The sequence below is a fragment of the Collinsella sp. AF15-51 genome (genome assembly GCF_003462845.1).
Classification (GTDB): domain Bacteria; phylum Actinomycetota; class Coriobacteriia; order Coriobacteriales; family Coriobacteriaceae; genus Collinsella.
In genome coordinates, this window is record NZ_QRYG01000001.1 from 1 (window position 1) to 19995 (window position 19995).

At 64.6% G+C, this 19995-nt stretch carries 19 protein-coding genes and 1 tRNA gene; 16 read left to right on the forward strand and 4 right to left on the reverse strand.

Going from position 1 to position 19995, the window contains the following annotated elements; translation table 11 throughout:
* The first annotated feature begins 259 nt into the window (after positions 1-259).
* The 10 genes from hisG to hisE all read left to right on the forward strand — a co-directional run bounded on the left by hisG (position 260) and on the right by hisE (position 8571).
* On the forward strand, positions 260-1975 hold the full coding sequence (hisG, locus tag DWW51_RS00005; protein ID WP_117772812.1) for an ATP phosphoribosyltransferase: 1716 nt from the start codon (positions 260-262) through the stop codon (positions 1973-1975).
* A gap of 105 nt (positions 1976-2080) precedes the next feature.
* Positions 2081-3517: a histidinol dehydrogenase gene (hisD, locus tag DWW51_RS00010; protein ID WP_117648472.1), complete on the forward strand. Its 1437-nt coding sequence runs from the start codon at positions 2081-2083 to the stop codon at positions 3515-3517.
* Position 3518: 1 nt separating this feature from the next.
* On the forward strand, positions 3519-4634 hold the full coding sequence (gene hisC, locus DWW51_RS00015; RefSeq protein WP_117772814.1) for a histidinol-phosphate transaminase: 1116 nt from the start codon (positions 3519-3521) through the stop codon (positions 4632-4634).
* On the forward strand, positions 4635-5222 hold the full coding sequence (gene hisB, locus DWW51_RS00020; protein WP_117772816.1) for an imidazoleglycerol-phosphate dehydratase HisB: 588 nt from the start codon (positions 4635-4637) through the stop codon (positions 5220-5222).
* 79 nt (positions 5223-5301) lie between these two features.
* Positions 5302-6003 (forward strand): imidazole glycerol phosphate synthase subunit HisH, encoded by a 702-nt coding sequence (locus DWW51_RS00025; RefSeq protein WP_118334194.1) that lies wholly within the window; start codon positions 5302-5304, stop codon positions 6001-6003.
* Positions 6000-6743 carry a HisA/HisF-related TIM barrel protein gene (locus DWW51_RS00030; RefSeq protein ID WP_117648476.1) on the forward strand — a complete coding sequence of 248 codons (744 nt, stop codon included), beginning with the start codon at positions 6000-6002 and terminating at the stop codon, positions 6741-6743. Before DWW51_RS00025 ends, DWW51_RS00030 begins: the two co-directional genes overlap by 4 nt.
* A 3-nt stretch (positions 6744-6746) precedes the next feature.
* The gene (hisF, locus tag DWW51_RS00035; protein WP_117757619.1) at positions 6747-7529 is read left to right on the forward strand and encodes an imidazole glycerol phosphate synthase subunit HisF; all 783 of its coding nucleotides are present in this window, start codon (positions 6747-6749) and stop codon (positions 7527-7529) included.
* 143 nt (positions 7530-7672) lie between these two features.
* Positions 7673-8014, forward strand: coding sequence for a phosphoribosyl-AMP cyclohydrolase (gene hisI, locus DWW51_RS00040; RefSeq protein ID WP_117772818.1), 342 nt, complete (start codon positions 7673-7675; stop codon positions 8012-8014).
* Positions 8011-8238 carry a hypothetical protein gene (locus DWW51_RS00045; RefSeq protein WP_117772820.1) on the forward strand — a complete coding sequence of 76 codons (228 nt, stop codon included), beginning with the start codon at positions 8011-8013 and terminating at the stop codon, positions 8236-8238. The genes hisI and DWW51_RS00045 overlap by 4 nt, the downstream gene beginning before the upstream one ends.
* 15 nt (positions 8239-8253) lie before the next feature.
* Positions 8254-8571 carry a phosphoribosyl-ATP diphosphatase gene (gene hisE, locus DWW51_RS00050; RefSeq protein ID WP_117629974.1) on the forward strand — a complete coding sequence of 106 codons (318 nt, stop codon included), beginning with the start codon at positions 8254-8256 and terminating at the stop codon, positions 8569-8571.
* Positions 8572-8598: 27 nt separating this feature from the next.
* Here the strand turns inward: hisE and DWW51_RS00055 are convergent, their stop codons facing one another.
* The 3 genes from DWW51_RS00055 to DWW51_RS00065 all read right to left on the reverse strand — a co-directional run bounded on the left by DWW51_RS00055 (position 8599) and on the right by DWW51_RS00065 (position 13742).
* Entirely contained in the window at positions 8599-9510 is a 912-nt protein-coding gene (locus DWW51_RS00055; RefSeq protein WP_117772822.1) for a PHP domain-containing protein, read from the reverse strand.
* A 237-nt stretch (positions 9511-9747) separates the two neighbouring features.
* A complete protein-coding gene (locus tag DWW51_RS00060) occupies positions 9748-10167 on the reverse strand; it encodes a nitrous oxide-stimulated promoter family protein (protein WP_117772824.1) in 420 nt (139 codons plus the stop codon).
* Positions 10167-13742: an ATP-binding cassette domain-containing protein gene (locus DWW51_RS00065; RefSeq protein ID WP_117772826.1), complete on the reverse strand. Its 3576-nt coding sequence runs from the start codon at positions 13740-13742 to the stop codon at positions 10167-10169. The genes DWW51_RS00060 and DWW51_RS00065 overlap by 1 nt, the downstream gene beginning before the upstream one ends.
* A gap of 383 nt (positions 13743-14125) precedes the next feature.
* On the opposite strand from DWW51_RS00065, the gene larC reads away from it, so the two are divergent.
* From larC to DWW51_RS00095, 6 genes are all read left to right on the forward strand, one after another.
* Positions 14126-14611, forward strand: a complete 486-nt coding sequence (gene larC / locus DWW51_RS00070) for a nickel insertion protein (RefSeq protein ID WP_117772828.1) — start codon at positions 14126-14128, stop codon at positions 14609-14611.
* Positions 14612-14684: 73 nt separating this feature from the next.
* Entirely contained in the window at positions 14685-15233 is a 549-nt protein-coding gene (gene yfcE / locus DWW51_RS00075; RefSeq protein ID WP_117772830.1) for a phosphodiesterase, read from the forward strand.
* Positions 15234-15235: 2 nt separating this feature from the next.
* The gene (gene mazG / locus DWW51_RS00080; protein ID WP_117772832.1) at positions 15236-16096 is read left to right on the forward strand and encodes a nucleoside triphosphate pyrophosphohydrolase; all 861 of its coding nucleotides are present in this window, start codon (positions 15236-15238) and stop codon (positions 16094-16096) included.
* 189 nt (positions 16097-16285) lie between these two features.
* Entirely contained in the window at positions 16286-17575 is a 1290-nt protein-coding gene (gene eno / locus DWW51_RS00085; RefSeq protein ID WP_117772834.1) for a phosphopyruvate hydratase, read from the forward strand.
* A gap of 196 nt (positions 17576-17771) precedes the next feature.
* Positions 17772-18542 (forward strand): hypothetical protein, encoded by a 771-nt coding sequence (locus DWW51_RS10325; protein WP_231501528.1) that lies wholly within the window; start codon positions 17772-17774, stop codon positions 18540-18542.
* A 20-nt stretch (positions 18543-18562) separates the two neighbouring features.
* Positions 18563-19564, forward strand: a complete 1002-nt coding sequence (locus DWW51_RS00095) for a hypothetical protein (protein WP_117772836.1) — start codon at positions 18563-18565, stop codon at positions 19562-19564.
* 345 nt (positions 19565-19909) lie between these two features.
* Here the strand turns inward: DWW51_RS00095 and DWW51_RS00100 are convergent.
* A tRNA-Leu gene (locus DWW51_RS00100) sits at positions 19910-19994 on the reverse strand.
* Between the last annotated feature and the right edge of the window lies 1 nt (position 19995).

A 19995-nucleotide genomic window follows, 5' to 3' on the forward strand; every position in this document is an offset into this window, starting at 1 on the left:
GTGCCTACTTTGTTTTGAGAAGTTCGCGAAGCCCACTTCTCAAAACAAAGTAGGCACCCCGGCCCTCGTCCGTGAAATTTTTCCGCTGGGCGAGCGGGGCCGCGGGCAATCCGTTCCAATGTTTCCAAATGAATACGCTGTGAGCCGTGAGAGACGATTTTCCCCGCAAACACTCTAGTATGCTAAAGTACCCAGAAGACCGGCGGAGCTATGCCGGTCTTCTGTTCTATATGAAACACAGCATGAGGAGGCTCACCAGATGACGGCCACACCGTGGGGATTCCGGGACATATTGCCCGAGGAGGCTCAGGCGCGCGAGGAGATCGCATGTACGGTGAAGGGCTGCTTCAGGGAGCATCATTACCTTCCGGTCGAGACGCCGTTGCTCGAGGACAAGGGTTCGCTCGAGGAGGGCGGCCGCATTGCGGACACGCCGTTTAAGCTCTTTGATGATGACGGCCGCCTGCTGGTGGTCCGTCCCGACAACACGCTGCCGATCGTGCGCTTGGTTTCGACCCGCATGCGCGCGGCCGACCTGCCCCTGCGCCTTCGCTACGAGGCGCCGGTGGTTCGCGAGTGCCAGCGCAATGCCGGTGGCTCGCGTCAGTTTACGCAGTTGGGCTTTGAGCTTATCGGCGCGGGTGATGCCGCGGGCGATGTTGAGATTGTTTCGCTGGTGGCGGAGGCCGTACGCGGGCTGGCACTTCCCGATGCGCGCATTATCGCAGGTAGCGTGCGTCCTTTTAAGGAATTGCTCGCGGTATGCGAGGATCGCCAGCTGGCTGCCGAGGCCCTGCGCTGCGTGCACGCCAACGACTTTGTGGGCCTCGATGCCCGCGTGGCGGCAAGCGCAGAGTCCGATGCCGTCAAGGCCGCTATTAGCGAGCTGCCGCGCTTGCACGGCGGCGCCGAGGTACTCGACCGCGTCGATGCGCTGCTGGCGGCGGCGGGCATTGTCGCGCCGCTCACGCGCGAGCTGCGCGCCCTGGTCGAGGGCCTGGCTCCCGGGGACGCCCAGGTGCTGTCCTTCGACTTCTCCATCATGAACTCTTTCGATTACTACACGGGTCTGGTCTTTAAGGCCTATGCCGGCGGCCTGCCTGACCCGGTCGGTTCGGGCGGCCGCTACGACTCCATCTTTACCGGCGCATTTGGCGACGGCATCGAGGTGCCGGCGGCGGGTTTCGCCTTTTCGCTCGAGCGTCTGGAGGCCGCGCGCACCTCGGCCGAGGACGCCGCCCCCGATGGCGACCACGCCGTGGGCCGTGGCGCCGAGGGCCCGCTACGCATCGCCGTGCCCAAGGGCTCGCTCAAGGCCGAAACGCTCGACGTGCTCGAGGCCGCGGGCCTGGACGTATCCGAGCTGCGCGATCCCGGCCGTCACCTGATCGTGCGCGGCCGCGACACGCGCGCCGGCGAGGGCGCGGTCGGCGATATCGAGTTTGTCATCGTGCGTCCCAGCGATGCGCCCGCCTTTGTGGGCTGCGGTGGTGCCGATTGCGGCATCTGCGGCTGGGACTCGCTTATCGAGGCCGACCTCAACCTGCTACAGCTGGTCGACTTGGGCTACGGCCTGTGCACTTTCATTGAGGCGGAGCCCGCGTGGCGCGCTGGTCAGGCCGAGCGCAGCTATGCCCGTCGCGGCTCTCTTCGCGTGGCCACCAAGTATCCGCGCATCGCGAGTGCCTGGTATGCTGAGCGCGGCGTGAACGCCGACATCGTTTCGCTGCACGGCAACATCGAGCTGGGGCCCATCGTCGGCATGACCGATCGCATCGTGGACATTACCGCCACGGGTGCCACCCTGCGTGACAACGACCTGGTCATCACCGGCCGCATCATGGACTGCACGGCCCGCTTCTTTGTCAATCCGGGCGTCGCACGCCTGGACCCGCGCGTGCGCAACCTGGCCGATCGTCTGGCTGCGGCTGTGAAGGACAAGCATTTTGAGCCCGTTGCGGGCTCGGCACAATAGCGCGAGCACGCACGGGCGCCCCAACGTCCGGGCTGCGGGCCGATTGGCACCTCCGCCCGGCCTCTCGTTTTTCGAACGCAACCTCGACCGATAGGGGATACCGAAATGAAGACCATCAAGCTTGCTCCCGGTGAGCGCCTCGTTACCAACCAGCTCAACCGTAAGGGCGTGCTGCCGCAAAACATCGTCGACGCCGCTCGCGATATCGTGGCCAACGTGCGTGCCAACGGCGATGCCGCGGTGCGCGATTACTGCCAGCGTTTTGACGGTGTTGAGCTGCAGAGCTTCCGTCTTCCGCAGGAGCAGATCGATGCCGCGCTCGAAGGCCTCGATCCGGCCTTTGTCGCCGCGCTCGAAAAGGCTGCGCGCCAGATTCGCGAGTTCCACCAGCGCGAGGTCGAGCAGAGCTGGTTTACCACGCGCCCGGACGGCACGATGCTCGGCGTTAAGGTGACCCCGCTTGCTGCGGCCGGCATCTACGTGCCGGGCGGTCGCGCGCAGTACCCTTCCACCGTGCTTATGAACGCCATTCCCGCCAAGGTTGCCGGCGTTGAGCGCGTGGTCATGGTGACCCCGCCGCAAAAGGATGGACTGATTAGCCCGTATACGCTCGCGGCGGCCAAGCTCGGCGGCGTGGACGAAATCTATATGGTGGGCGGCGCCCAGGCCGTGGCCGCGCTGGCGTACGGTACCGAGACCATTCCGCGCGTCGACAAAATCACCGGCCCGGGCAACGCCTTTGTTGCCGCTGCCAAGCAGATTGTCTCGGGTGACGTGGGTATCGACATGGTCGCCGGTCCCTCCGAGGTCTGCGTGCTGGCCGATGCCACGGCCAAGCCTATGGTGGTCGCGGCCGACCTGATGGCTCAGGCCGAGCACGATCCGCTGGCGGCCTGCTATCTGGTGACCTGCGACGAGCAGTTTGCGCGTGAGGTCGAGGCGGGTATCGACATTCTGGTAGCGCAGTCCCCGCGTGCCGAGATTACGTGCGCTTCGCTCGATAACGAAGGCGCCATCGTGGTGGCCGCCGACATGGCGGCCGCCGTCGAGGCCGTGAACACCGTGGCGCCCGAGCACCTTGAGCTGCACTGCAAGGATGCGATGGGCCTGCTCGGCGGCATTCGCAACGCCGGCGCCATCTTTGTGGGCGCTTGGAGCTCCGAGCCGCTCGGCGATTACGTTGCCGGTCCCAACCACACGTTGCCGACCGGCGGCACGGCCATGTTCTCCAACCCGCTTTCGGTCGAAGAGTTCGTTAAGCGCTCGAGCGTTATATGCTATACGCCCGAGGGCCTGCTCTCCGACGCTCCCGCTACGCAGCGTCTGGCCGAGGCCGAGGGCCTGTGGGCGCACGCGCTTTCGGCCGCACTGCGTCGCCGCGTGTTGGAGCAGGGCGAGGATGCCGTGAGCGCCGAGTCGCTCGCCGCGGCCGACCTGACCAAGGTTGCCTGGCCGGGCGACGCCGTGGCGACGGTTGCCGAGGGCGTGGACCTGGCGGCTGCAGGCGCAGATGGCGCTGGCGTAACCGGCGGGGAGGCCTAATATGGCCGAACTCATGCCTCGCATGAAGGAGCTCGTCCAGCCTTACCTGGCCGGTATTGAGCCCTACGATCCCAACTTTACGCCCACGCGCATCAACCTTTCGGCCAACGAGAACACCTATCCCGTGCCGGCTGGCGTGCGCGAGGCGGTCGACGCCGCCCTGGCTGCCACGCCGCTCAACCGCTATCCCGATCCCATGTCCAACGATCTGCGCGACGAGCTTGCCGCTTGGCATGGTGTGGCGCGCGAGAATGTCTGCGTGGGCAACGGCGGCGACGAGCTGCTCTATAACTACCTGTTGGCGTTTGGCGGCGCGGGACGGACCCTGCTCAACTGCCCGCCGTGCTTTAGCGAGTATGCGTTCTTTGCGTCGCTCTGTCAGACCGAGGTGCGCGACGTGTGGCGCGACCCCGCGACCTTTGAGCTCGACCAGGCAGCCGTGCTTGCGGCGGCGTCCGAGTGCAACCTGGCAATCGTGACCTCGCCCAACAACCCCACGGGTGACGTGGCACCGCTCGACTTTGTCGCGGCGCTGTGCGATGCGTGCCCCGGCATGGTAATGGTTGACGAGGCCTACGTGGAGTTTGCCGACGATTCGTTTGGCGCGGTCACCACGGCGCAGGGGCTTATCGCCGAGCATCCCAACCTGGTGATTCTGCATACGTTGTCCAAGGCGTTTGGCGCTGCCGGTACGCGTCTGGGTTACGTGATCGCGGCGCCGGAAGTCATCGACGTGTTCGCGGCGATTCGCCAGATCTATTCAGTTAACGTGCTGAGCCAGGCGGCAGCACTTGCCTGCGTGCGTGCCCGTGATGCCTACACGCCCGTGGTGGCACAGATCGCATCCGAGCGCGAGCGCGAGCTGTGCGCCCTGCGCGCAATGGCTGCCGATGGCATGCCCGTGGAGGCATGGCCGAGCGCGGCGAACTTTGTGCTCGTGCGCACGCCGCATGCCACGCGCGTGCGCGAGCGTCTGCGCGACGAGTATTCGATTTTGGTGCGCGACGTTAGCTACGGGCCGGGGCTTGCGGACTGTCTGCGCATCACTGTGGGTACGCCGCAGGAAAACGACGAGGTGCTGGCCGCGTTTGCCGCGCTGGTGAAGGAGGAGATGTAGATGGACTGCTATGCCGAGGTAACCCGCAAGACGGGCGAGACCGACATTGTCGTAAAGCTCGACCTGGACGGATCTGGCGTGTGCGATATCTCGACCGGCGTGCCGTTTTTCGACCACATGCTCAACGCTTTTGGCCGCCATGGCCTGTTCGATCTGACGGTGCATGCGGTGGGCGACGTCGAGGTCGACGCGCACCACACCGTTGAGGACACGGGCATTGTGCTGGGCGAGGCGTTTTGCCAGGCGCTGGGCGACAAGGCGGGTATTACGCGCTTTGCCGACGCGGCGATCGCCATGGACGAGACACTCGTGATGGCCGCCGTGGATATCTCGGGTCGCGGGCAGGCCTATTGCGAGCTGCCCGTGCCGACTGAGCGCGTGGGCAGCTTTGATACCGAGCTGGCCGTCGAGTTCTTCTATGCCTTTGCGCGCGATGCCAAGCTCACGCTGCACGTGCGCGAGCTGGCGGGCGGCAATTCGCACCACATTATCGAGGCCGCCTTTAAGGCCGTGGGCCGCACGATGCGCCGCGCCTGCGAACTCGATCCCCGCGTGCAGGGTATCCCCAGCACCAAGGGCTCGCTGTAACCGTCACAAGGGTAAAACCACCACGAAGATGCCTGTCCTCTTTGTGGTGGTTTTGGATGATGAGAAGTGGAGGGGTCGCGTGGGCGAACCGAAGATCGTGGTGGTCGACTACCACAAGGGCAACTTGTCGAGCGTCGTGCGCGGGCTTGCGCGCGCCGGTGCTGCCGCCTGCACGTCGGACGATCCGGAGCAGATCCGCAACGCCGACGGCCTGGTCATCCCGGGCGTGGGTGCGTTCTATGACGCGATCGCCTTTATGCGTCAGAGCGGCGAGGAGGTAGCCGTGCTCGATGCCGTTGCCGCCGGAACTCCGCTGCTCGGCATCTGCCTGGGCCTTCAGCTGTTTTTTGAGCGCGGCAACGAGGGCGTGCCTGCGAACGAGGACGCGGACGCGGACGACGATGCCTCCGAGCAGGCCGGTGGTCCCTGGGTCGATGGCCTGGGCATCATGCGTGGCTCGTGCACGCACCTGGAGTCGAGCCGTCTGAAGGTCCCGCACGTGGGCTGGGACCAGGTGCGCATGACGCCCGCCGGTGCGGCCGATCCGTTGCTTGCCGGTTTTGCCGAGGGCGCCAACATGTATTTCACTCACAGCTACGCGGTGGCCGACGACGTCGATGCCGCCGATGTGTTGGCGCGCACGCACTATACACGGAGCTTCCCGTGCATCGTGCGCCACGGCAACGTGTGGGGCTGCCAGTTCCATCCCGAGAAATCCTCTGCGCTGGGTCAGCGCATCCTTAAGAACTTCGTGAGCATCGTCGAGGGGGCCGGCCGATGATTCTGTTTCCCGCAATCGATTTGATCGGCGGCAAGGTCGTGCGCCTGGAGCGCGGCGACCGGAGCCGCTGTAAGGTGTATTCTGACGACCCCGTGGCCGTTGCCCGCTCCTTTGCCGAGCAGGGCGCGAGCTGGGTGCACGTCGTCGACCTGTCCGCTGCCTTTGGCGAGGACGAGGACGCGTGCGCTGCCAACTTGGCAGCGATTAAGGCCATCTGCGGCGTCGACGGTCTGTCCGCGGACGTGGGCGGCGGCGTTCGCTCGCTCGCGCGCATCGACGAGCTGGCCGGCTACGGCGCGCGTCGCATCGCGCTAGGCACGGTGCTCGTGACCGAGCCGGGATTTGCCGAGGTGGCGGCGCAAGGCTTTGGCGAGTTACTGGTGGCAGACATTGCCGCCCGTGACGGCCAGGTCAAGGTGAATGGTTGGCGCGACGGCGCGGGTGTGGCGCTCGACGACGCCGTGGCGCAGCTCACCGAGCTGGGCTTTAAGCATCTGGTGTATACCGACATCGCGCGCGATGGCATGCAGACGGGCATCGACGTGGCGGCGTATCGCCATGTGGCCGAGGTCGCGGGCTTTCCCGTCGTGGCTTCGGGCGGCATCTCGACGCTCGATGATATCCGCGCACTGGCCGCGGTGGGCGAGGATGCCATCGAGGGTGCCATTACCGGTCGTGCGCTCTACGAGGGCAACTTTACGCTGGCCCAGGCGTTGGCCGCCGCCCGAGGGAAGGAGTAGCCCATGCTTGCCAAACGCGTGATTCCCTGTCTGGATGTTAAGGACGGCCGCGTGGTCAAGGGCGTCAACTTTGTGAGCCTGCGCGATGCTGGCGACCCGGTGGAGCTGGCGCGCGCCTACGACCGCGAGGGTGCAGACGAGGTCGTCTTCCTGGACATTACCGCGACGAGCGACAACCGCGCGACGACCATCGAGATGGCGGCGCACGCGGCCGAGGAGCTCGCTATTCCCTATACCGTGGGCGGCGGTTTCCGCGACTTGGCGGGCATGCGAACCATGGTTGCCGCCGGTGCCGACAAGGTGTCGCTTAACTCTGCCGCCGTGCGCGATCCGTCGTTGATCAGCCAGGCCGCCGCGGCGTTTGGCAGCCAGGCCGTGGTCGTGGCGATTGATGCCAAGCGCGTGGGCCTGCCCGGTCAGCCGGATGCCGACAAGTGGGAGGTCTTCACGGCGGGCGGTCGCAACGCCACGGGTATCGATGCGGTGGCGTGGGCCGAGGAAGCGGCTCGTCGCGGCGCCGGTGAGATCTTGCTCACCAGCATGGATCGCGACGGCACCAAGGCTGGCTTCGACCTGGCACTCACCCGCGCCGTGGCGCGCGCGGTGCCGATCCCGGTGATCGCAAGCGGCGGCGTGGGCACGCTCGAGCATTTTGCCGAGGGCGTGATCGAGGGCGAAGCCGACGCCGTACTGGCGGCCAGCGTCTTTCACTTTGGAACTTTCAGCATTCGCGAAGTCAAAGAATATATGGCCTCTCAAGGCATCCCTGTCAGGTTGGACTTCTAGCGCTGCGGCTTGCCCAGGCGCCCGACCTTCCGGCTCCAACCCTCCTCGCGTACTTTAAGTACGCGTCGTCGGGCTTGTCGCTCGGAATCTCGGGCACCTGGACAACCCTCGCCGACCTGCGAAGTTTGAATTTGGGGAGAGAAATGGAAGAGATAACCGATCCTTCAAAACTTACGTACGACGCCCGCGGGCTGATTCCTTGCGTGGTTCAGCAGCATGACACCGGTGAGGTGCTTATGGTTGCTTGGATGAACGAGGAATCGGTGGGGCTGACGCTCAAGACCGGGACCACGTGGTTTTGGAGTCGCAGCCGTCAGGAGCTCTGGAACAAGGGCGCGACGAGTGGCAACATGCAGGAGGTCAAGGAGCTCTGGGCCGACTGCGATAGCGATACGCTGCTGGTCAAGGTGGACTCACCGGGCCCGGCCTGCCATACCGGCAACCGTACCTGCTTCTTTAAGCGCGTGGAAGGGGGAGCGCGATGAAAGTCGTGACGCCGTTCGAAGTCGCCGAATGCAACACCGAGCTCCTCCGCGCGGGCGTGCCATGCCGCGTGCACCTGACTGATGCCTGCGGGGCGCAGTCGCTTTGGCTCGAGGCCGAGAAGGAAAGGCTCAATGAGGCCCATGCCGTCATCGTCGAGTTCTTTGAGAAAAAGGGCGCAAAGCCTCGGTTCGATGAGACCGGTACCTACTTTACGCTGCAGTAACGAGAGGAAATAACCATGGGAGTCAGAACAGCTAACGTGCAGCCGGGAAACATCGGTGAGACGCTGACGGGACTGGCCGAGGTGATTCACGGCCGTCGCGATGCGCCGCCGCAGGAGAGCTATACCGCGCGTCTGCTGACCGACGTCGAGGACGAGCTTCTCAAGAAGCTTGCCGAGGAGGCGAGCGAGGTGATCATGGCCTGCAAGGATAACGACCACGATCACATCCGCTACGAGGCCGGCGACCTGATCTACCACCTGCTCGTGACACTCGAGCGCTACGGCATCACCCTCGACGAACTGGCCGGCGAACTCAACGCCCGCCGCCACTAGTCATTGGGGACGTTCTTAAACGACTAGTTAGGCGAGGGGCGTGGATTCCCATTCGCCGGTGGGGTGGGGGATATCGAAGGCCCGGTAGCCGCAGTCGTAGGCGTGGGCCTGGGCCTCGCGGATGTTCCAGCAGATGTCGCAGGCGCGGTGCGCGTCCGAGCCAAAGGTGATGGGCACCTCGGCATGGGCGAAGCGGCGCAACAGCCCGGTCGCGGGGTAGTAATCGTCGAGCCCCTTGCGCGGTGCGGCGGTCGAGACCTCAACGCGGCGACCCGTATCGTGGGCGCATTCGGCCATCTGCTCCCAAAACGGCGCCGGATCAAAATCGGGCGCAAACCCTTCCTTCGAAAAGCGCATGACCAGGTCGGGATGGGCCATTACATCACAGTTGAGTGAGCTTTCGCAAGCACGGCACCAGTCGTCGACGTAGCGCTCCCACACGCCGCGTACACCCAGGTTTTCCCAAACATGCAGGTTGGTATCGTCGTCGATCCAGCCGCAGCTCGAATCGGGCGTATCGGGACGAGCGACGTCCTCCGTCCCCGCCGTGCCCGCAGCGCCTGCCGCAATATCGCCTGGGTTGCCAATCCAATGCACGCTGCCCAGGCGTACGACTGCGCCCCGGGACCAGCGCTCTACCAAGGGCTCGCAGCCCTCGTACCAATCGCATTCAAAACCGTAGATAAAGGTGAGCTCCGGCGCAATCTGCGCGGCGAGTTTGCGGGCGTCCTCAAAGGCCAGGCGATGTGCCGGCAAGTCGCCCTCGACAACCTGCACTTCGCAGTTGGCGTCCATGCTGGCAGGCAGGGTGAGGTGGTCGGTCGAGACCATGACACGGCAGCCGGCGGCGGCAGCAGCGCGGACGTTGTCCTCAAACGAGGCATGGCCGTCCGAAAACGAAGTATGGGTGTGGCAATCGACCAGCGGGCAGGCGGGCATGGCGACTCCTTTGCATTTGGTGAATCCGCTCCATTGTAATGGCGCAGCCCTCAACACGCCGGGCACGCCGGGGGTCGAAATCGATCGGAAAGGCTGCGCGGTGCGCGGTGCGGCCTCGTTTGCTCTCAAAACGTGTACGTCAGCCTCCAAAAGCTGCAAAAAATGACATGTTTGGAGGCTGACGTACACGTTTGAGATGAGGACGAGGGGCGGGGCGGCGCGTGCCGGCGCCGGCGACTACTTGCTTCGTGCCGCCATGCGTTTGGCCTGCACCGTTACCATCGCGTGTCTCACGGCGGTGATGGGGCGATAGCGGATCATACGCGGTCCCGACCAGCGCATGACCTCGCGGATCTTCTCGCGCATGGCAGGCCGGTAGCAATGCGAAGGACAGGCCGAGCAAAATGTCTTGGTGCCCATGTGCGGGCAGTGCCCAATGCGCGCGATGGCGTATTTCTGCAGCTCGGCGCATTCGGGGCAGAGCGTAATGGTCCGAAGACCGAGCTTCACGCGCACGGGCTCATCGTCGCCAGCCTGCTCGATCGCATGCCCGCCTCCATGATGCCCACGACACCACAGCGCAATCATCTGCGACACCATCTGGGCCTCGCGCTCGCGTTTGCGTGCCAGCTCCGGTGTGTCGACCGGGCGCGCCATTAGCTCAGCCTCCCGTGCTCGACCGAAAGCGAGAAATCGGCAAACGAGCAGGTGCTGGCACGGTGGCTTACGAGCACAATGGTCTTGCCGCGGCGCTTGAACTCGTCGATCGCCTGCATTACGGACGCCTCGTTGAGGGCGTCGAGTGCGCTGGTGGGCTCGTCGAGCAAGATGAAAGGCGCGTCGTTGAGGAAGATGCGCGCAAGGCCGATGCGTTGGCGCTCGCCGCCCGAGAGCGAGTCGCCCAGCTCGGCAACCGGGGTGTCGAGACCCTGCGGCAGGCGGTCGATGAGGGCGGTAAGCGAAGCGGAGCGGCAAGCGTCGAGCAGCTCGGCATTGGTGGCGTTGGCGTGCGCGACCAGCAGATTCTCGCGTACGGTGCCGCAGAACAGATGTGTGTCCTGGGTCATATAGGCCTCGTGGCTGCGCAGGCTCGCCGTGTTGATGCGGCGGGCATCGACGCCGCTCACCGTGATGGTGCCGGCTGCGGGGTCCCAAAAGCGCATGAGCAGCTTAAGCAGCGTCGACTTGCCCGAGCCCGAGCGCCCCATGGTGCAGGTCATGGTGCCGGGCGCAAAGGTGCAGGTCACGTCGTCGAGGATGAGACTCGCAGCGGCGTCGTTCGCGGCCTGCTCTGTGACGCCCGCACCGCCCACGTCCACGCCGCCCGCATAGCTAAAGCTGACATGCTCGGCTGCGGCGCCGGCAAACTCGACGTTCTGTCCATCTGCGACCTCGGCGCACTGGGGCCGCTCGTCGAGCAAATCGAGCACGCGTGCGCCCGAAGCGAGCGTCTCCTGCAGTGAGGCGCCCAGGCGGCTCACGGCCATTACCGAGCCAAACGACGACACAAAGGTAAAGACGGCGACAAACGCTGCGGCAAAATCAATCGTTCCCGCAGCCACCAGCTGCAGCGCACGCCCGAGCATCACCAGATTGGCCGCAAGAATAAGCGCATCGGCTACGGCCTCGCTGGCCGCCTGGCGGCGCTTGAGGCGCGCGTCCACGGCGCCGACTTGCTCGGTCAGCTTGCTCAGGGCACAGCTGCGATCGGCGCCACCGGCAAACTGGATAGTCTCGGACGCGCCGCGTAGACTGTCGAGCACAAAGGCACCCAGCTTACCGGCGCCCTCACGGCTCTGGCGGCCGGTGGTGCCGCATGCCTTGGCCGAGGTCAGGGGCAGCAGCACGCCCAGGACCGCGTAGGCCACGAGCGCGATGCCCGCGAGCTCGGGGCTCACAGCCAGCAAAAAGCCCTCAAACACAACGGTGCAGACCAGAGCTATGGCAATGGGCGAGATGGTGTGCGCGTAGAAGACCTCGAGCAGCTCAATATCCGAGGTGACCAGGCTCACGAGCTCACCCTTGCCGCGGCCCTCGAGCTTGGCGGGGGCGAGCTGGCGCAGGGCGCCAAACACCAAGTCGCGGATGTGCGCGAGCAGGCGAAACGCGATGTAGTGGTTGCAGAGCTGCTCGCCGTAATGGAGCGGCCCGCGCACGATGCCGCAGGCGGCACAGGCCGCGCATGCTGCGATAAGACCAAGCCCCAAGGCGTTGCGGCCCAGCGCGGCCATAAGGCCAAGGGCGCCAAAGGCCGGTACGAACGCGGCGGTGAGCATGCCAATGCTGCCCAGCGCGACGGCTAGCATAAGCCAGCCGGCAAGCGGTCGGACGAGCCCCATCATGCGCCACATGATGGACGGCGCCGAGCGACGGACGCGGCCGGAGTCAAGCGCCGCGGCAGCGGAAGACGAGCTAGCACCGTTGAGGCCATCGGTACAGGCAGCGCTGCCGTCAACAGCCTCAACCGCGCCGGCATCTTCGACGTCCTCGGCATCATCCTCCGCATACGCATATGCCGAGAGCTGCTCCTGGCTGTTCCACATGCGCGCATAGGCGCCCGCGGTGGCCAAGAGCTCGCCGTGAGTCCCGTGCTCGGCAATACGGCCACGCTCCAGCACCAGGATCTGGTCGGCGCCTACGATCGTCGACAGGCGGTGTGCCACCACGATTACGGTGTGCTTGCCGGCGAGCGATGCAATGACCTCGCCGATTGCGGCTTCGCTTGCGGCGTCCACATTGCTCGTCGCCTCGTCAAACACATAGATCGGCGAGTCGTGCAGCAGGGCGCGGGCCATGCACACGCGCTGGCGCTGGCCGCCCGAAAGGTTGGTGCCGCCCTCGTTGATCACCATGTCGAGCCCGCCGTTGGCCTGCACAAAGGCCGCCACGCGCGTGCGGTCGAGCGCGCGCAAAAGCTCGGTATCGGTGGCGTTGGGCTGAGCGAGCAGCAGGTTGTCGCGCAGGGTGCCGGCAAACAGGTAGCCGTTGGTGGGCACCAGGGTGACGGCGCGCATGAGTGAGGCGGCCGTGGCATCGCGCAGCTCGACGCCGCCGATGCGAACGCTGCCACGGTAGGCACCCTTGCGGCCCGCGATAATCCCCGCGAGCGTGGACTTGCCGCCGCCGCTTTCGCCCACGAGTGCCACGAGCGAGCCGTGCGCAATGGTCGCGCTGGCGCTGTCCAGCACCGTGCGGTCGCCGTATGCATAGCTCACGCCCGCGAGCTCGATATCGCCGCGACCGTCAAGCTCAACATCGCCGCGCTCGGGCTCGGGCGTATCCAAAATGCCAAACATGCGGCGCGAGGCGGCCATGCCGTTCATGGCCGTGTGGAACAGCGATCCCAGGCGGCGCATGGGCAAAAAGAACTCCTGCGACAGAAAGACGATGGGGAAGGCCGCCTCAAAGCCGATCTTGCCCGTGGCGAGCTGCAGCGCGGCTACGATAATGCCGAGCGCGGCGCCCATATAGACGACCAGGTCCATAACGCAAATGGAGCGCAGCTGCATCACCAGCAGGCGCATGGTCGCTGTGCGGAAACGCTCGGACTCGGCGTTGATGCGCTCGTGCCATCTGCGATCGGCCTGGTAGACCTTAAGGGTGGTGAGACCCTGCACGGCCTCCAGGAACATGCCGCCAAGATCGACATAGCTGCCCCAGTACTCGGCACCGATCTTTTTGGCGTTACGCATGACCATCATGATGGAGATGGGGATGACCGGAACGCACGCGAGCAGCAGCGCGGCGGGAAGTCCCGCTTGGCCCACGAGCAGTACAAACAGCGTGATGGGTGCCAAGCCGGCAAAGAAGAGCTGCGGCAGGTAACCGCCAAAGTACACCTGGAGTTGCGTGGCGCCCTCGACGCTGGTCTGGACGGCCTCGGCGGTGGGGACGGTCTCGGTGTAGGACGGGCCCAGCGCGGTGAGCTTGTCGTAGATGAGCGAGCGCACGCGACGGACGGCCTCGAACGCGGCCTTGTCGCCGGCGCGTTGGGCCAGGTAGATGGAGGCGGCGCGCACGATGATGGCGGCGGCGAGCGGCAAGGCCGCTTGTGCGAGGGCATCGACGGCGAGCGCGGCGGAAAGGCCGTCCGTGACGATGCCGCCCAAGATGCGCGCAAGCATCCACATCACCGTGATGTTTGCCATGAGCGCGATCCATTTAAACAGGACGCTCGCCACAATGTAGGGCGTTGCCTGCGGAACGAGAGAGAAGAGCCGCTTCTCGAACATGAAACCTCCTATGTCGTAACGGTGCCGGGCGGGGTCTTCGGCAGCCGTTTAGTTAGCCAAATGCAACTAGAGTATCATCGGCAGATTGGCAAGTATGCCGATGGTAATTATTAGCCGATGAACTGCGTAGAAAGTTCAAAATTGTTGAGTGCGGCGAACTTTATGGCGGACGGAGTGCAGGCGCAATTCTGATCGTGTGCGGCACCGCTCCAAAACGTGTACGTCAGCCTCCAATACCGACAAAAAATGACATGTTTGGAGGCTGACGTACACGTTTGGATAGGGGCGAGGGCGGCGACGGACGAAAGTCACGCCTGTGCCACGTCCGATGTGCTAGCGTTTGGGTGAATAAAACGAGCCCGCGCGGAAAGGAGCCGGACCGTATGCCATGCGATAGCAAATCTCCGCTATCTCGCGAGATCGATGCGCCCGAGACCATCGTCAAGCTGGAATGCGACATCGACGACGCATCGTCCGAGGTGCTCGCCTACGCCGCCGAACGCCTGCGCGAGGCGGGTGCGCGCGAGGTGCACTGGCTACCCCTCTACTGCAAAAAAGGCCGCCCCGGCTGGCAGCTGCAGGTGATTTGCTCGCATGAGGATATCGAGCGCCTGCAGGCGATCATCTTTTTGGAGACCACGACCAATGCCATCCGCCGCCAGGTTATGGAGCGCGTTTGCCTGCCACGCCGATTCGAGCAGGTGACAACGCCTTGGGGCGAGGTGTCCGTTAAAGTGGCCACCCTGCCCGACGGCAGCGAGCGCGCGGCCCCCGAGTACGAGGACTGCGCCCGTCTTGCCCGCGAGCACGACGTGCCACTCCAGCGCGTGATGCAAGCGGCCCAGAGCGCGGCGCTGCGATTCGAGTAACACGGTAGATGGGCCCCACATCCGCCGGACCCCGTATTCAGCCCCCATCAACCCCACTCCGAAAGGACTCCCCATGAAATACCTTATCGCCTCCGACATTCACGGCTCGGCATGCTGGACCGAGCGCCTCTGCGCCGCCATCGAGTCCGAGCAGCCTGACCGCATCGTGCTGCTAGGCGACCTGCTCTACCACGGCCCGCGCAACGACCTGCCGCGCGATTACGCCCCCAAGCGCGTGATTCCGCTGCTCAACGCCCTGGCCGACCGCATCATCGCAGTGCGCGGCAACTGCGACGCCGAGGTCGACCAGATGGTGCTCGATTTTCCCGTCATGGCCGACTACGCCACCTTATTTGACGAGACCGGCCGCGAGCTGTTCCTGACACACGGCCACGTCTTTGGCGCCGGCATGCACAACAGCGTTGACCATGCGCCCGCGCTGCCAGAGGGCTCCGCGCTCGTCTACGGCCATACGCACATCAAGGTCAACGAAGCGAGCGAGACGCACCCGGGCCTGTGGCTCTTCAATCCCGGCAGCGTGAGCATCCCCAAAGACGGCACGCACAGTTACGGCATCTACGAGGGCGGCGCGTTCCGCCACGTGATCCTGGAGGAGGAGTAACCATGTCCGAGCATATGGCTCAGCAAAATGCCGAGGGTTCGCGCGACCTGTCGACGTTGGTAGACGCGTCAGCCGAGCTACAGCATCTGGTGCAGACCATCTGGCGCCTGCGTCAGCCCGACGGTTGCCCGTGGGACCGCGAGCAGACGCACCGCAGCGTTGGCAAGAACATAATCGAGGAAGCCTACGAGGCGCTCGACTGCATCGAGGCCGACGACGCGGCACACCTGCGCGAGGAGTTGGGCGATGTGCTCATGCAGGTAGTGCTGCATGCACAGATTGCCGCAGATGCCGGCGAGTTTACGCTGGCCGACGTGGCGCACGATATCGACGCCAAGCTCATCCGTCGGCATCCGCACGTCTTTGGCGATGCGGATGCTGACAGCTCCGACGAGGTGCTCAAGATTTGGGACGAGGTCAAGCTTGCCGAGAAGGCCGCCAAGGACAAGGCCGTGGCGGCAGGCGAGGCCGCACCCGAGGGTCTGCTCGACGGTGTGCCCACGCACCTTCCGGCGCTGATGCAGGCTCAGAAGGTGTCGCGCAAGGCGGCTGCCGTGGGCTTTGAGTGGGAGACGGTCCAGGACGTGTGGGACGAGGTCGCCGAGGAGCGTGCCGAGTTTGAGGCCGAGGCTCCTGGCTCTCCCGAGCGCGAGATGGAGTTTGGCGACCTGCTCTTTGCCCTGGTCAACGTTGCGCGCAAGGAGGGAATCGACGCCGAGAGCGCCCTGCGTGCCAGCACGGCAAAGTTCCGCCGCCGTTGGGCTGCGATGGAGCAGATGGCGGCCGATGCCCATGTTGACCTTGCCGAGCTTTCAACCCATGGCCTCAATGATCTGTGGGATGCCGCAAAGGCGGAGGAGTAAGACTGCGGGAACGACGGGCTGACACGCCCCATCGTTCCCGCTATTTTTTTCGAAAATCAAGTGTATCCCTCGGCTAACTTAGGGCATAATGCAAAAAGTGCGACATGGCTAACTTACGGAGGCACACCGATGGTGCACAGTCGGCCAGTCGCTTGCATCCACTACGTTTCCAAGTGAGAGGGAGACAACATGAGCGATATTTTGGACGTTTACGGTCGCGAGGTACTCGACAGCCGCGGCAATCCCACCGTCGAGGTCGAGGTCGTGCTCGAGGACGGCAGCTTCGGCCGCGCGATGGTGCCTTCGGGCGCTTCGACCGGCGCCTTTGAGGCATGCGAGCTGCGCGACGGCGACAAGGGTCGCTACCTGGGCAAGGGCGTCTCGCAGGCCGTCGAGCACGTCAACAATGAGTGCGCCGACGCCGTCGTGGGCCTCGATGCCTTCGATCAGCGCGCCGTCGATGCCGCGCTAATCGCCGCGGACGGTACCCCCAACAAGACCAAGCTCGGCGCCAACGCCATTCTGGGCGTGTCGCTGGCCGTCGCCCGCGCCGCTGCCGAGTCGGCGGGTCTTTCACTGTACCAGTACCTGGGCGGCGTCAACGCCCATCTGCTGCCCACGCCTATGATGAACATCCTCAACGGCGGCGTGCATGCCGACAACAACGTCGACTTCCAGGAGTTCATGATCATGCCGGTGGGCGCCCCGAGCTTTGCCGAGGGTCTGCGTTGGTGCGCCGAGGTCTACCACACCCTCAAGGGCGTGCTGCACGAGGCAGGCCTGGGCGGCGGCGTGGGCGACGAGGGTGGCTTTGCCCCCAACCTCAAGACCAACGCCGAGCCGTTCGAGTACATCACCAAGGCCTTGGAGAAGGCCGGCTTTAAGCCCGGCGTCGACTTCATGTACGCCATGGACCCGGCCTCGACCGAGTTCTACAACGCCGAGACCGGCATGTACGAACTCAAGGGCGAGGGCGTGGAGTACACGAGTGCCCAGATGGTCGATTACTGGGAGAAGCTCGTCGACACCTATCCCATCATCTCCATCGAGGACGGCATGGCCGAGGAGGACTGGGACGGCTGGGTCGAGCTGACCCGCCGCATTGGCAACAAGGTGCAGCTGGTGGGCGACGACCTGTTCGTCACCAATACCGAGCGCCTTAAGAAGGGCATCGAGCTGGGCGCCGCCAATGCGATCCTGGTCAAGGTCAACCAGATTGGCACGCTCACCGAGTCGCTCGAGGCTATCGAGACTGCCAAGGAGGCCGGCTACGCCTGCATCGTGAGCCACCGTTCCGGCGAGACCGAGGACTCCACCATCGCTGACCTGGTCGTGGGTGTTAACGCCGGCCAGATCAAGTCGGGCGCCCCGTGCCGCAGCGACCGTATTGCCAAGTACAACCAGCTCATCCGCATCGAGGACGAGCTCGAGGGTAGCGCGCGCTACGCCGGCAAGTCTGCGTTCTACAACATTCGCTAGGCAAGCGGCGTGTGCGGGGGCGGGACTGACTCGGATTCGCCTCGCTCCCGCCGGGCACTGTTGAGCACCATTGGGCGCTGGGCCATATGGCTCAGCGCCTTTTTTATGTCGAGCAAGGGCCGCCGAAGGCGTTGTGCGCGCTCGTGCTATAACTAAAAGACTTAGCGCAAACAAACCTCAACCGCACAAGGCGCACATGGATCAGATTTACGACAACAGGTACTATTCCGCCGGTTCGCGTGAGCCGTCACCTCGCCGTGCACGTACGGTGCAGCTTGGCGGGTCCGATTACGCCGGTGCCGACCGCTCCACGCAGCGACCGACAAGTGCCTCACACTCCCGTGCTCAAATGAATACGCCGACGGACCGTCCGCCACGTTCGGTGCGCCCGGCACATTCGGAGCATGCCCAGCGTCCCTCGGCTCAAACGCACGAAAAGTCGACCAGGCCCTCGAGCCGTCTTTCGGGCTCGGACTTCATGCACTACGCCAATGACAACGCGGTGGTCAAGGCAATCTATGACTTTACCCATGGGCCCCAGCGCGGGCTGTTTATTGGCATTGTCGTCGTCCTGGTGCTCGTGAGCCTGTACTTTCCCGTGCGCGACCTCTACGTTGCCAAACGCTCGAGCGACATCTTGGCCAAGCAGGTCGAGATTCGTCAGCAATACAATGATGAGCTGCAAAAAAGCGTCGACAAGCTGCTCTCGGAGGAGGGCATTAAAGACGCGGCATCCGAGGACCTGGGCCTGGTGATGCCCGGCGAGAAGAGGATTGAAGTGCAGGGTCTGGACGAGGATTCGGATTCGTCGTCGAGCAAAAAGTCCTCAAACGCCAAGAAGGCCAGCGAAATTGCCAAGGAAATCGAAGAAGTCGGCAAGGACGCGCCGTGGTACATCCAGGCGCTCGACATGCTGTTTGGGTTTAACGGCGTCGAGGGCCAGACGGTCGTGTCCAACGGCAAATAGCGCCCGGAGGGGAGTCCGCAATGGCAGATTGCAAACGCTATAAGGTGGCCGCGATCGACCTGGGAACGGTGTCGTCGCGACTGGTGTTGGCCCAGGTCGAGGGCGGGGCAATCGTGGAATCGTCCAAGCATACCGAGATTACCGATCTGGGTGAGGGCGTGGACGCGACGGGTCGCTTTTGCGAGGCGGCCGTCGAGCGCGTGCTCGCTGCGTGCCGAATGTTTGTGGATGAGGCGCGTGCCTTTGGGGCCGCGTGCGTCTGCACCACCTGCACGAGTGCCGCGCGCGATGCGTCCAACGCTGCGCTGCTGCTGGACGGCCTGCGCGGGCTGGGGCTCGAACCGCAGGTGATTCCGGGCGAGGTCGAGGCACGCCTGACGTTTTTTGGCGTGGTGCACGACTTTGCCGGCGAGCGCATCATTGTTGCCGATTCGGGCGGCGGATCCACGGAGCTCGCGACTGGCGTGTACGCGCCGGAGCGCGGGGCCTTTGCGCTGGAAGGGACGCGCTCGCTGGACATTGGCTGTCGCCGCGTGACGGAACGATTTTTCTCGGCGCTGCCGCCGTCAACGGACGAGCTTGCGGCTGCTGCCGGCTGGGCAAACGAGCAGTTTGCGGGCTACTTTGAGAGCCTGCCTGTCGACTTTGAGCGCGCCGAGCGCCTGGTCGCGGTGGGTGGTACCGTCACTACGCTCGTGGCACTCGTTCACGAGCTGGAGCCGTATGATTCGAGCTTTGTGCACCTGCGCGAGCTTTCGCTGGAGCAGGTTTCGGCCGCTATCGAGCGCATGTCCGCGCTGGATGTTGCGGGCATTGCCGCGTTGCCGGGCGTGCAACCCAAGCGCGCGGGCGTGATCTTGGCAGGTGCCGTGGTGATTCGCGAGCTCATGCGAGCCGGCGGCTACGATACGCTCACCGTAAGCGAGAACAGCCTGCTCGCCGGCATGGCCGCCACCATCAACGAGACTCTCGACGGCGCCACCCCTACCATCGGCTGGACCCCCAGCCTGAGCGCCCTTTAACCGTCTCCCTCTGAGTTGCGGTGAAATAGTTCCTAAATAAGCTGGTAAACGGTATAAACAGGATCTATTCCACCGCAACTTAGAGCCCCACCGGCGTCCAAAAGAAACGGGCCCGCATCCCTGGGGGACACGGGCTCGAAAGTTCCATATGGTAGGGGCGGTGGGACGTCTGCGTATTTGCTGCGCAAATCCGCACCGGCTTCGGCCGCCTGCCGGCGCCCTCGCCGGCTCGCTGCGGACGCTGCGCGTCCGCTTGACGCTCGCCCCCTCGCGGGTTCGAGCCCCACCAGCATCTAAGAGAAACGAGCCCGCATCCCTGGGGGACACGGGCTCGTAAACAATACGTGGTAGGGGCGGTGGGACTCGAACCCACAATCCTTGCGGCGAGAGATTTTAAGTCTCCTGCGTATGCCAATTCCGCCACGCCCCCG

Excerpts from the sequence above, each read along its gene's own strand:
- hisG (WP_117772812.1), top strand. The coding sequence starts at position 260 with ATGACGGCCACACCGTGGGGATTCCGGGACATATTGCCCGAGGAGGCT.
- hisD (WP_117648472.1), top strand. The coding sequence starts at position 2,081 with ATGAAGACCATCAAGCTTGCTCCCGGTGAGCGCCTCGTTACCAACCAG.
- hisC (WP_117772814.1), top strand. The coding sequence starts at position 3,519 with ATGGCCGAACTCATGCCTCGCATGAAGGAGCTCGTCCAGCCTTACCTG.
- hisB (WP_117772816.1), top strand. The coding sequence starts at position 4,635 with ATGGACTGCTATGCCGAGGTAACCCGCAAGACGGGCGAGACCGACATT.
- DWW51_RS00030 (WP_117648476.1), top strand. The coding sequence starts at position 6,000 with ATGATTCTGTTTCCCGCAATCGATTTGATCGGCGGCAAGGTCGTGCGC.
- hisF (WP_117757619.1), top strand. The coding sequence starts at position 6,747 with ATGCTTGCCAAACGCGTGATTCCCTGTCTGGATGTTAAGGACGGCCGC.
- hisI (WP_117772818.1), top strand. The coding sequence starts at position 7,673 with ATGGAAGAGATAACCGATCCTTCAAAACTTACGTACGACGCCCGCGGG.
- DWW51_RS00045 (WP_117772820.1), top strand. The coding sequence starts at position 8,011 with ATGAAAGTCGTGACGCCGTTCGAAGTCGCCGAATGCAACACCGAGCTC.
- hisE (WP_117629974.1), top strand. The coding sequence starts at position 8,254 with ATGGGAGTCAGAACAGCTAACGTGCAGCCGGGAAACATCGGTGAGACG.
- DWW51_RS00055 (WP_117772822.1), bottom strand. The coding sequence starts at position 9,510 with ATGCCCGCCTGCCCGCTGGTCGATTGCCACACCCATACTTCGTTTTCG.
- DWW51_RS00060 (WP_117772824.1), bottom strand. The coding sequence starts at position 10,167 with ATGGCGCGCCCGGTCGACACACCGGAGCTGGCACGCAAACGCGAGCGC.
- DWW51_RS00065 (WP_117772826.1), bottom strand. The coding sequence starts at position 13,742 with ATGTTCGAGAAGCGGCTCTTCTCTCTCGTTCCGCAGGCAACGCCCTAC.
- larC (WP_117772828.1), top strand. The coding sequence starts at position 14,126 with ATGCCATGCGATAGCAAATCTCCGCTATCTCGCGAGATCGATGCGCCC.
- yfcE (WP_117772830.1), top strand. The coding sequence starts at position 14,685 with ATGAAATACCTTATCGCCTCCGACATTCACGGCTCGGCATGCTGGACC.
- mazG (WP_117772832.1), top strand. The coding sequence starts at position 15,236 with ATGTCCGAGCATATGGCTCAGCAAAATGCCGAGGGTTCGCGCGACCTG.
- eno (WP_117772834.1), top strand. The coding sequence starts at position 16,286 with ATGAGCGATATTTTGGACGTTTACGGTCGCGAGGTACTCGACAGCCGC.
- DWW51_RS10325 (WP_231501528.1), top strand. The coding sequence starts at position 17,772 with ATGGATCAGATTTACGACAACAGGTACTATTCCGCCGGTTCGCGTGAG.
- DWW51_RS00095 (WP_117772836.1), top strand. The coding sequence starts at position 18,563 with ATGGCAGATTGCAAACGCTATAAGGTGGCCGCGATCGACCTGGGAACG.